Annotated in this window: 12 protein-coding genes; 4 read left to right on the top strand and 8 right to left on the bottom strand. The window is 70.0% G+C overall.

Going from position 1 to position 10,064, the window contains the following annotated elements:
- Window positions 1–359, bottom strand: a 359-nt coding sequence (locus CA984_RS39105) for a hypothetical protein (RefSeq protein ID WP_423229355.1), incomplete at its 3' end; no start/stop codon positions are given.
- Complete coding sequence (locus CA984_RS47470) at window positions 356–814, bottom strand: hypothetical protein (protein ID WP_207621207.1); 459 nt, start codon at window positions 812–814, stop codon at window positions 356–358. The genes CA984_RS47470 and CA984_RS39105, both read right to left, overlap by 4 nt.
- Window positions 815–1,306: 492 nt before the next feature.
- On the opposite strand from CA984_RS47470, the gene CA984_RS39095 reads away from it, so the two are divergent.
- Together CA984_RS39095 and CA984_RS39090 are read left to right on the top strand one after the other, a co-directional pair.
- On the top strand, window positions 1,307–2,128 hold the full coding sequence (locus CA984_RS39095) for a helix-turn-helix domain-containing protein (RefSeq protein ID WP_086578416.1): 822 nt from the start codon (window positions 1,307–1,309) through the stop codon (window positions 2,126–2,128).
- Window positions 2,119–2,331 carry a DUF397 domain-containing protein gene (locus CA984_RS39090; protein WP_207621206.1) on the top strand — a complete coding sequence of 71 codons (213 nt, stop codon included), beginning with the start codon at window positions 2,119–2,121 and terminating at the stop codon, window positions 2,329–2,331. Before CA984_RS39095 ends, CA984_RS39090 begins: the two co-directional genes overlap by 10 nt.
- Window positions 2,332–2,395: 64 nt before the next feature.
- Here the strand turns inward: CA984_RS39090 and CA984_RS39085 are convergent, their stop codons facing one another.
- Window positions 2,396–2,734 (bottom strand): XRE family transcriptional regulator, encoded by a 339-nt coding sequence (locus CA984_RS39085; protein WP_086578415.1) that lies wholly within the window; start codon window positions 2,732–2,734, stop codon window positions 2,396–2,398.
- On the bottom strand, window positions 2,731–3,090 hold the full coding sequence (locus CA984_RS39080) for a type II toxin-antitoxin system RelE/ParE family toxin (protein WP_242676420.1): 360 nt from the start codon (window positions 3,088–3,090) through the stop codon (window positions 2,731–2,733). The genes CA984_RS39085 and CA984_RS39080 overlap by 4 nt, the downstream gene beginning before the upstream one ends.
- A gap of 275 nt (window positions 3,091–3,365) precedes the next feature.
- Between CA984_RS39080 and CA984_RS39075 the strand changes: the two genes are divergently transcribed.
- Window positions 3,366–4,274 (top strand): MerR family transcriptional regulator, encoded by a 909-nt coding sequence (locus CA984_RS39075; RefSeq protein ID WP_086578413.1) that lies wholly within the window; start codon window positions 3,366–3,368, stop codon window positions 4,272–4,274.
- Between the two features lie 154 nt (window positions 4,275–4,428).
- On the opposite strand, the gene CA984_RS39070 is transcribed toward CA984_RS39075, so the two are convergent.
- The 3 genes from CA984_RS39070 to CA984_RS39060 all read right to left on the bottom strand — a co-directional run bounded on the left by CA984_RS39070 (window position 4,429) and on the right by CA984_RS39060 (window position 8,258).
- Window positions 4,429–5,655 carry an ROK family transcriptional regulator gene (locus CA984_RS39070; RefSeq protein WP_086578412.1) on the bottom strand — a complete coding sequence of 409 codons (1,227 nt, stop codon included), beginning with the start codon at window positions 5,653–5,655 and terminating at the stop codon, window positions 4,429–4,431.
- A gap of 125 nt (window positions 5,656–5,780) precedes the next feature.
- On the bottom strand, window positions 5,781–6,887 hold the full coding sequence (locus tag CA984_RS39065) for a hypothetical protein (RefSeq protein WP_207621205.1): 1,107 nt from the start codon (window positions 6,885–6,887) through the stop codon (window positions 5,781–5,783).
- 123 nt (window positions 6,888–7,010) lie between these two features.
- Window positions 7,011–8,258: an FAD-dependent monooxygenase gene (locus CA984_RS39060; RefSeq protein WP_086578411.1), complete on the bottom strand. Its 1,248-nt coding sequence runs from the start codon at window positions 8,256–8,258 to the stop codon at window positions 7,011–7,013.
- Between the two features lie 114 nt (window positions 8,259–8,372).
- Between CA984_RS39060 and CA984_RS39055 the strand changes: the two genes are divergently transcribed.
- Window positions 8,373–8,897: a TetR/AcrR family transcriptional regulator gene (locus CA984_RS39055; RefSeq protein ID WP_086578410.1), complete on the top strand. Its 525-nt coding sequence runs from the start codon at window positions 8,373–8,375 to the stop codon at window positions 8,895–8,897.
- Window positions 8,898–9,017: 120 nt separating this feature from the next.
- On the opposite strand, the gene CA984_RS39050 is transcribed toward CA984_RS39055, so the two are convergent.
- On the bottom strand, window positions 9,018–10,064 hold a 1,047-nt coding region (locus CA984_RS39050; RefSeq protein ID WP_165781587.1), incomplete at its 5' end, for an esterase-like activity of phytase family protein.

Genomic DNA, 10,064 nt, shown 5'->3' with positions numbered 1-10,064 from the left:
GCCGTGGGCCGGGGAGTTAGGACGGGCCGGTCGAGTGCGGGCCGAGGCGGGTGCGCCGGTCCGTGGGGTGTGAGCCGGGAGCGCGACGGGGTCGCCCGCTCGGCCTCGCGCATCAGGTCGCGCAGCTCGTCGGCGGTGCGCGCCTGCACGATCAGCGGCCCGGACGCGGACCAGGCGGCGACGGCGTAGAAGCGCCGCGCCCCCAGGCCGTACCAGACGGCCCACAAGGGCTCGCTCTGGTCCAGTCGCTCGGCGGAGGCCTGCTCGGCCAGGTCCCAGCCCTGGGGATCGACCTGTGCGGCGGGGGTGCCCCGCCGGTGCCGCCCGCGCGGCCGGGCCTCGGCGCCGCGCGGGTTCACGCCGTCCCCTTCCGGTACGGCTCGCGCTTCCGGTACGGCTCGCGCCCGTTCCGGTGAGGCGCGCTGCCGTTCCGGTACGGCTCGTGTCCTCCGGACGGGGTCCGCGTGCCCGGCGGCCGTCCACGCCGGTACGGCGCGGCGGTCGCTGCCATGGGCTGCTCCTGCCGCCGGTGCCGCCCGGGGGAGGCCGCCGGGTGCTCGGGCCGGGGGAGCGCTCGCAGCGGCGTCGTCGCCGGTGGCCGGCCGCCCAGTCCGAGGCGCCGCCGTACGGTCATCCGGGCGTGGACCTGCGCGGAGGTGGGCTGCTGCCAGTCGTGGTGGGCCCGGTGCGGCAGGCTCGCGGCCTCATGGGCGTACGGCGGGTGCCCGCACCAGCGGCAGCCGAGCGGCATCGGCGGCTGGTCAGCGGACCAACGGACCCGGATCGGCCGGGGGTCTCCGCTAGGGTTCTGCATCGGATCGGACCTCCAGTGTCCGGTCAAGGGGCTCGTCCCGGCGTTCCCTGCCGTGGCGGGCCCCGCTCTCGTTTCCGGCGTCTCCGGATCGAGCCCCTGGATCGGGGACGGCGCGGCCCGGTGTGCCCGGCCGTCGGGTGAAGCGCCTCCCCGCTCGTCCCCGGAGGACTTGCCGAGCGGTGACAGGTCTGTATCCGGCGGATGCGTGAAGTGCTGGCCCGGGTCACGCATTTCCGATAGCTCGGCGGTCATTTCTCACCTCTTTATCCGGACATAATTGGCGATTTTGGCGAGAGGGTAGGGAGAGTCTTCTCTATATGCATGAGAGGGCTCTCGCTGCGGCCTTCCCCCATTTCCTGACGCTTCACAGCGTGCCCCTGACCGGCTACGTTGGGTATTGAAACTCCCCGCACATCATCAGGACACTTTGTAGTGGAACTGTGTTTTCTGTGCTGCCGGAGTAGTGTTCCCCCACCGCCGGACGGAGCTGAAATGTCCGTGTTTTCCGAGCCTGACCCCTCGGCGAAGCCCCTGGTCCTCTTGGGCGCAGAACTGCGTAAGCATCGAAAAAGGGCCGATATCTCCATAGAGCGCCTGGCGGAAGTCATCCAGTTCAGCGCGAGCCTGGTCGGCTTCATCGAAAGAGGGCAGCGCACGCCGAGCCGCAACTTCATGCAGCGCTACGACGACGCCCTGGAGGCGGGCGGGGAGCTCGTCCGTCTGTGGGAACACCTCACCCGCGCGGCGAGCCCCCGGTGGTTCCGGGGCTGGCTGGACGTCGAGCAGGAAGCGCACACCCTGCACACCTGGGAACCGCTCGTCGTGCCGGGTCTTCTCCAGACCGAGGAGTACGCGCGAGCGGTCATCCGTGGCGAGCCCGGCATCGCCGAGGAGCAGGTGGAGAAGGCCGTGGCCGCTCGCATGGAACGGCGGGAGATCTTCGCTCGCGCTGCCCCGCCACTGTTCCGCGCGGTGCTGGACGAGGGCGTTCTGCACCGTCCCATCGGTGGCAGAGAAGTCATGCGTCGTCAGCTCGAACGTCTCACGGAGGCGGTAGAGTCCCCGCGAATCAAAATTCAGATCATTCCCTTGGCGCTGGGCGTGACGACGGGAATTCTCGGTGGCTTCGTGATCGCGCAGCTTCCGGGAAATATGGATACGGTGTATATCCAATCCGCAATGCATGGACATGTGTCGAATCGTCCGGAAGACGTCGAAGCTATACACAGCAGATACGACACTCTGCGAGCCGAGGCGCAACCTCAGCACGCGTCCATCGCGTTGATCAGAGAGGCGGAGAAACTGTGGACCTGAGCGACGAGCTGAAGACCGCCGCATGGCGCAAGGCCACCAAGAGCGGGTCCGACCAGGGCAACTGCCTGGAGGTGGCTCCGCTGTCCGGTGGCCGGGTGGGCCTGCGTGACACCGAGGCCCCCGAGCGGGCGCCCTTCGTGGTGAGCGCGAGCGTCTGGGACGCCTTCATCGACGGGGCCAAGAAGGGCGAGTTCGACTTCTGACCCTGTTTCCGGACACGATGGAAGCTCTTGGTCACATGGCCGAGGGCTTCCACTGTCTTACGGGCTAAGCCACCGTGTATTCGACGTCGCCGAAGTCCGCCACCACGCGGAGCCGTCCACCGAGAGCCTCGACGTAGGAGCGCAAGGTCGCCACCTCGACGCGGTCGACCTCCCCGTGCTCGATGGCTGAGACCCTGGGGCCGGAAACCCCCATGGTGGTGGCCACGTCGCGCTGTGTCAGATCCTGCTCACGCCTGATCTCAGCGAGCTTGTGCGCCCTGACCTCTGCGGCAAGCTGCTCCATCGCGGCCGACTTCTCGGCATCCGATTGCACGGGCAGTCCCGCAGCCTGGCGTCGCTCCCGCGCCTGCTGCTTCACCTCGTGCCAGTTGACCGCGCTCATTCGTACTCCCTGCTAGCCAGCTCCGCTACGTGCTCGGCGTACCGCTTTTCCGCCATTGGCACGTTCGTGTCATACCAATGGTCCCAGTTGCCAGCCTTATCGCCCGCGACCAGAAGCACTGCCCGGCGAACCGGGTCGAACGCGAACAGGACGCGGATCTCGCTTCCTTTTGACGAACCAGGTCGCGACTCTTTCAGGTGATGGTTGTCAGCTCCCTTGATGCGATCCACCAGTGGTCGGCCAAGTGTCGGCCCGACCTGCGCCAGCATGTCTATGGCGTTTTCAACCTGCTCGGCGCTGTCCCAGTCGTCCCGGCACAACCGGTCGTACCAGTCGGCGACCTCGGCAACCAGCACGACTTGCCATCCAGCCCCATCCATAGCTTAACCCTGGCATTAAGACGGCAGCAAGGAGCCGCTTTTCTGGTCAGAGGAGCAAGTCGTCTGCTCGCTCCTACCGGTTCGTCCTCTTATGACTGCCTGCCAGAGTTGGACAGCAGGCGGGTGCCGATGGCCGGCCGGTAGTCGGTGATCTCGTCGGCTGAGTGTGCGGGCACGGTCATCGCGTGATCGCTCGGTTCCGGTGAAAATGCCCTTGAGTCTCCAGCGGCTGGAAGGTGGAAGCTCGTCTCGTGAACGACCACACGGAGCTGTTCACCATCGGACAGCTCGCCCGCCGTACCGGAGTGTCGGTGCGCACCGTCCGCTTCTGGTCCGACATGGGGATCGTCGCGCCGACGCGCCGTTCGGCCGGTGGCTACCGGCTCTACGACGTGACGGCGGTGGCCCGCCTGGACCTGGTGCGGACGCTCCGTGAACTGGGCCTGGATCTGGAGGCGGTCCAGCGGGTCCTGAACCGGCAGGACACCGTCGCCGAGATCGCCGGGGCGCACGCCGACGCCCTGGACGCGGAGATCCGCGTCCTCCGACTGCGGCGCGCGGTGCTGCGGTCGGTCGCACGACGAGGAAGCACCACCGAGGAGATGAGACTCATGCACAAAATGGCCAGACTGTCCGCGCAGGAGAGGCAGCGCGTCATCGACGACTTCGTCGACCGGGCCTTCGCCGGCCTCGACCCCGACACACCGGGGGCCCAGATCGCGCAGCGGATGCGCCAGATGCCGGCGGAGCTGCCGGACGATCCCACCGCGGAGCAGGTGGACGCCTGGGTGGAGCTCGCCGAGCTCGTCGGCGACGAGGCGTTCCAGCGGCGGGTGCGCCAGATGGCGGTGGCGGGCGCGGAGCCCGGCGAGCAGCCGCAGCAGTACGACCACGAGTCGATCCTTGAGCACGGCGGCGGCGCGCTGGCCGCGGGGATCGCCCCGGAATCCGCCGAGGGCAGGGCCGTTCTGCACCGGATCATCGATGCGGACACCCCCGCCGAGGAGCGCGTCCGGCTGGCCGATGAGCTGGAGAGGTTCACCGACCGGCGGGTGGAGCGGTACTGGCAGCTGATCGGAGCCGTCAACGGCCGGCCGCCGTTCCCGCCCAGCGCCGCGGCGTTCGAGTGGTTCATCGCGGCGCTCCGCGCGCACCGGTGACCCGGCCCGGGTGAGGACCTCTCCCCGTCAGCCGGGGCGTGGTCATGCCCGGATCGTCCATCAGCACCCCTGGTTGACCAACTCGAGTTGGTCAACCAGGGGTGCTCGCACGCCCGCCGCCGGCCGGGTGAGCGGGCCGTCCGCGTCGCCGGGGCTACGGCGCCGTGCGGGTGAGTACGTCCAGCGGGTCGGCCAGCAGTTCGGAGAAGCCGAGTTCGGCGGCGCCGACCAGGGTGGCGTCGTCCCCCAGCGCCGAGGTGTGCAGCCGTACCCGCTCCCGGGCGACGGGCAGCACGTTGGTGGCTACGCGGGTGCGTACCTGGGCCTCCGCGCCCGGGTACATCTCGCGCAGCATCCCACCGAAGATCACGATGCCGGGGTTGAAGAGGTTGATGAGGTTCGCCACCCCGATGCCGAGCCAGTCGCCGACGTGGCGCAGCGCATCCTGGGCGACGGGATCGCCGCGTTCGGCGTCGTCCACCACGGCCCGTACGGCGTCGCGGCCCGACAGCTCGGCGGGCCGGCGTGCGGCGTCGAGCAGGGCCCGCTCGCCGACCTCCGCCTCCAGACAGCCGTGTGAGCCGCACCCGCAGGGGCGCCCGTTGTATGGGTTCACCACCATGTGCCCCAGCTCGCACCCGTAGCCGCCGTCGCCGTCCAGCAGCTTGCCGCCGACGATGATGCCGCCGCCCACGCCGACGTCCCCGTGCAGGTAGATCAGGTTCTGGAAGCCGACGCCCGCTCCGCGCTGCTGTTCGGCCAGCGCGCCGAGGTGTGCCTCGTTGCCCACGGACACCGGCAGGCCGAGCCCCAGCCGGCGGCCGAGTTCGCTGCCGAACGCCTGATCCACCCAGCCCATGTCGGGCCCGAAGCGCACCATGCCGTCGCCGGGCCGGATCATTCCGCAGTACGAAGCGCCGACGCCGACGCACACGGAGGCGGGAGGCGCCGCCCGGTGCAGCTGGCGGCCGAACCGGGCGAGCACCTCGACCACGCGGTCGAGGTCGGCCCCGGCGCGCGGGCGGACCGCTTCCCTGCGGTCCAGCATGACCCCGCCCAGCGTGACCCGGGCGGCGACCAGCCGATCCACGGCGACATCGAAGGCCAGCACGTACACCCGGTCGGGCTCGGGCCGGACCACCAGCGACGGCCGTCCGGCCCGGCCGGTGTCCGCGGGAAGCTCCTCGCGGACCAGGCCCGCCGCGGTGAGCTCCGCCGTCAGCGCCATGATGGTGCTGCGGTTCAGCCTCATCCGCTCGGCCAGCGCCGCGCGGGAGACCGAGCCGCCCAGGTGCACGTGCCGGAGCAGGGTGCCGACATTGTGCCGGCGGATCTCCTCCTGGGCCAACCTGACCTCCGGAATCGTCTGGTTTCTCGGCATCGTGGTGACTTCATGGGATGGAGCGCGTCCGAACCGGACGATACTCCGGCAGGCGACGACCGGGGTCCCGGCGATGCCGGGTCCGGCCCGGCCACCAGGGACTCCGGATGCGGCGGAGAGGCCGGTCAGCCGCCGAAGGCGGGGTAGCCCGGCAGCGGGGGCGCGTCCCAGGCTCCGGCCACCTTCCGCAGCATCAGTCGCATGGTCTCCGCGAACGCCGGGAACTCCTCCAGCGCGCTCGCCATCTCCCAGCGGTGCCTCATCAGTTGACGCCTCGTCGGCACAGGCCGCCGGGTCCGGTGCAGAGGCCCGTCCTCCACCGTGCGCGGCAGTATCCACACCGTCGTGCTCACCGTCCAGGCGGCGATCGCCCGGCGGACGCCGGCCCGCCACACCGCGTCGTCGGCCAGCGCCGGATACGCCACGGCGACCTCCGTACGGTAGGCCCGCTCGATCTCCTCCGCCTGCCCGGCCGGGAGGTCGAAGACGCACCAGCAGGTGGAGAAGGGCATCCGGCAGTACGCGGCCGTCAGGAAGACCGACTGGTAGCACGCGGACTCGAAGTCGAGCAGCCGCAGGCCGTCCGGGGTGAGCAGGTTGTTGTCGGGGCAGGTGTCGCCCGGGGTGAAAGCCGGGTAGTCGTCCTCACTTACCGCCTCGATCCGGGCCAGATCCCCGGCCAGTCCCGGTGGCGCCGCGATTCCGGATTCGGAGAGCAGCGTGAGCAGGTCGGCCATGGTCTGTTCGAGCCACGGATCCTTCTCCCCGGACGGCGTGCCCCCGCCGTACGCGGTCCACAGCCGCTCCAGGTCGGCGCGCCGGCGCACCGACTCGGCGGCGAGCCGTCCGAGCCCGCGGGCCCAGGCCAGCAAGCCCTCCATGGCGGCCTCCGGGTCCTGCCCGAGGAGCACGTCCGCCAGCGTCGGCGCGTTCCCGAGATCCGTCATCACCAGCAGCGGGACCGAGCCGTCCACGCCCAGCAGTTCCGGACCGGCCAGCCGCAGCGAGAGCCCGGCGGCCTCCGCCGTGAAGCCGCGCAGCGCCTCCGGCTCGGTGCCGTACGCCTTGACGATCACGCTGCCGCCCTCGGCGGTCCGGCAACGCAGAACGGTGCTGCGTAAGCTGCCGCCCAGGTCGGCGGGGTCGGAGAGCTCGACGCCCAGCACCTTGCCCGCGGCGCGCAGGATCGCTTCCACGGACATCTCGTCGGGGCTCGGGTCATCGGCGGGCAACGGGCATCTCCTCGGCGGGGACCGGATCCGGTGGGGCGTCGGCCTCTCATCCCACCGGCCGGAGCGCCGCCTGTCCACTCGTTTCGGGGCGATGACCCATCGGGCCGTCACCGGTCCGGAAGGTCAGCGGCCAGGCGTCGCGGCGCTCTTCGGGGCGACCGCCTGCGCATAGTCCTTCACCGTGATCTCGTCGTGCAGTCGTAGACCCCCGCCGCCGAAGCCGGCGAGGGCGCGGGCGATCGGCGTGGGGACATGGTTGATCAGCCGCACTCCCTGGATCAGGCCCCACAGACCCAGACGGGTGCCGGGGATGAGCCTCTTGGCGGCGCCGACGGCGAAGGTGCGGCTGCGCCGTACGTAGTCGCCGATCTCCCGCTCGTAGGCCGGGAACGCCCGCGTGTGGTCGCCGTGGGCCTCGGCCAGCTCGCCGGCCAGGACGTAGGCGCCCACGACGGCCAGGCTGGTGCTGCCGCCGACCGCGGGGCCGGGGCAGTAGCCGGCGTCGCCGACCAGGCTCACCCGTCCCCGGGACCAGGAGTCCATGCGCAGCTGGGTGATCGAGTCGAAATAGAACGTCGAGGCGCGGTCCAGCTCCTCGCCCAGCAGGCGGGGCACCTCCCAGCCCAGCCCGGCGAACTGCCGGCGCAGCAGTTCCTTCTGCCGGTCGACGTCCCGGTGGTGGTAGTCGAGCTCGGCGGCGGGGCGGAACAGGAAGACCGCGCGGGCGTCGTCCATGTGCGCCCCGCCGTACACCCCCACCATCCTGTTCACGCCGGTGATCCCGTCCATGCGGTCGCGCAGGCCCAGGTAATTCGGTATCGACATGACCGCCAGGTAGGCCCCGATCCAGGTGGAGAAGCGCGACTCCGCCCCGAAGACCAGGCGCCGGACGTTGGAGTGCAGCCCGTCGGCGCCGATCACCAGGTCGAACCTGCGGGCGGGCCCCCGCTCGAAGGTGACGTCGATGCCGCCGGCGTTCTCGTCCATGGCGGCGATGGAGTCGCCGAAGAGGTATTCCACGTCGTGCCGGGTGCCCTCGTGGAGGATCTCACCGAGATCGTCCCGCATGATCTCGACGTGCCGGTCGGACACGACGCGCATCAGCCTGCCGACCTCCAGTTCGTGCGGGTGGGCGCTGTTCTCCGTGCGGAACGAGAGCCACTCGGTCCCGGTCCTCCTGGCCTGGACCGGATTGATCAGGCCCATCCTGTCGATGATGTCCATGGCCGGGCGGAACAGGTCGACCGCGTGCCCGCCCGCCTTGCGCAGCGCCGGGGCCCGCTCGACCACGGTGACGGCGAAGCCGTACCTGTTGAGCCAGTAGGCCAGGACGGGGCCGGCGACGCTGGCGCCGGAGATGAGGATCCGCATGCGCCGTCTCCTTACTTAACGGAAGGTAAGTTATTTACTTAACGATAGGTAAGCATGGTTCGGAGCCGGGCGCAATGACTTACTTAACGATAGGTAAGCGTTACTCTTGGTCCCATGGCGAGGCCTTCGGACACCAAGACGCGCATCCAGGCGGTGGCACGCGAGCTCTTCCTGGAGCAGGGCGTGCAGAACACCAGCCTGAAGCAGATCTCCGATCGGCTCGGCATCACCAAACCGGCCCTCTACTACCACTTCGAGTCGAGGGACGACCTGGTCAGAAGCATCATCCAGCCGCTCATCGACGACCTGGAGACGTTCGTGGCCGGGCGTGAGCCCGGAGACAGGCGGCGGCTGCTCGAAGACTACTTCGACCTCATCTGGCGGCACCGGGAGGTGATCATGCTGGTCCTGCACGCGCCCGCCACGCTGGTCGAGCTCGATCTGATGGACCGGATGTGGGCGTGGCGCAAGCGACTGACCGCGCTCCTGCTCGGCCCCGCCCCTTCCACCGCCGCGCGGATCCACGCGACCGTGGCGCTCGGCGGCATGTCGGACTGCGCGGTGGAACACGCGGCCCTTCCGTTCGGCGAGGTCAGGACCGCCGCCGTGGAGGCCGCGCTGGCCGTCCTCGCCCTCTGAACCGGTGGACGCCCGGACGGGGCGACCGAGTCACGTCTCCCGTTGATCATCTGGAACGGGACGTCTCGGCCGCCCGCTGCCGTGGGCGACGGCTGAGGCCGGTCACTCCCGGCTGGGGAGTCAGTCCTGTGTGCTCCCGTTCCCGACCTTGCGGAGACCGATGGTGATCATCTCGGTGGCGTCCGTCTTGCCGGGGACGCGACCGGTGCTGTCGGGGAAGTTGTTGTCCTGCATGACGAGGATCCGGTTTCCCGGCAGGGGGAGGAGCGCCTCCACGGACTGGAGGGGGAATTTGAAGGGGTTGCCGAGGCCGTAGCCTCCGGCAGGATCGTGCGAGCCGATGAGGGCGGGGTTGCGCAGGTTCAGCAGGTCGGCGACCTCGGTCTTGACGAGGAAACCGTCGGCGTCGACGTGGCGCCGGTCGATGAGGTAGACGCGCTTGAAGGTGGCGGCCGGTCCCTCGTCGTCCTCCCGCTCGATCAGGATGGCCCGGTTGGCGTCGAGGGACTGCATGTCGGCGATGCGGTAGTCCTCGCCGTCCGTCCGGTACTGCCAGGTGCGGCCGGTGTAGCGGTTCGCGCGGGTGTCGAACTCGTGGATGTAGCGCCGGAACCGGTTGTCGTCGCCCGGCAGGCCTCCTTCCGCAGCGGGATAGAGGTAGCGCCCGTCGGGGGAGGAGGCGAGGGCCTCGTAACCGCGGCTGCCCTGCACCGTCGGCGCCTCGCCGGCGGCCAGGTTCGGGCTCTGCGGGGCCTTGAGCGTGGGGTGGGCGACCGGCGCCTGGAGCAGCTTGCCGGTGCGGTCGAAGTGCAGAAGGAACGGGCCGAACTCGTCGCCGATCCACATCGACCCGTCGGGCATCCGGGTCGCCGACTCGACGTCGAAGTCACCGCCGGTGAGCAGCCGGTCCGCGGTGTCGTCGTTGACGATCGGGAAGGGGACCTTGTGGTCCGGGTCGCGCAGCGAGATGAAGCGGCCCACGTCGACGGTCCCGGCGCCGCCGCGTGCCGTCTCCCAGTGCGGCGTGAAGCGGTAGAGCCGCAGCAGGAAGTCGACCGAGTTGTCCTTCGTGCCGAACCCGTTGTCCGGCATGGCCCAGTAGGAGCCGTTGTCGGCGGGAAGCACGGAGGAGATGCCCAGGACAACCTGGCTGGGGTAGGGCGGGGT

The organism is Streptosporangium minutum, assembly GCF_002149035.1.
GTDB lineage: Bacteria > Actinomycetota > Actinomycetes > Streptosporangiales > Streptosporangiaceae > Streptosporangium > Streptosporangium minutum.
This window is presented reverse-complemented; position numbering and strand designations above follow the sequence as displayed.

Coding starts and splice junctions, on each gene's coding strand:
- CA984_RS39055 (WP_086578410.1), top strand. CDS start 8,373: ATGGCGAGGCCTTCGGACACCAAGACGCGCATCCAGGCGGTGGCACGC.
- CA984_RS47470 (WP_207621207.1), bottom strand. CDS start 814: ATGCAGAACCCTAGCGGAGACCCCCGGCCGATCCGGGTCCGTTGGTCC.
- CA984_RS39095 (WP_086578416.1), top strand. CDS start 1,307: ATGTCCGTGTTTTCCGAGCCTGACCCCTCGGCGAAGCCCCTGGTCCTC.
- CA984_RS39070 (WP_086578412.1), bottom strand. CDS start 5,655: ATGCCGAGAAACCAGACGATTCCGGAGGTCAGGTTGGCCCAGGAGGAG.
- CA984_RS39060 (WP_086578411.1), bottom strand. CDS start 8,258: ATGCGGATCCTCATCTCCGGCGCCAGCGTCGCCGGCCCCGTCCTGGCC.
- CA984_RS39085 (WP_086578415.1), bottom strand. CDS start 2,734: ATGAGCGCGGTCAACTGGCACGAGGTGAAGCAGCAGGCGCGGGAGCGA.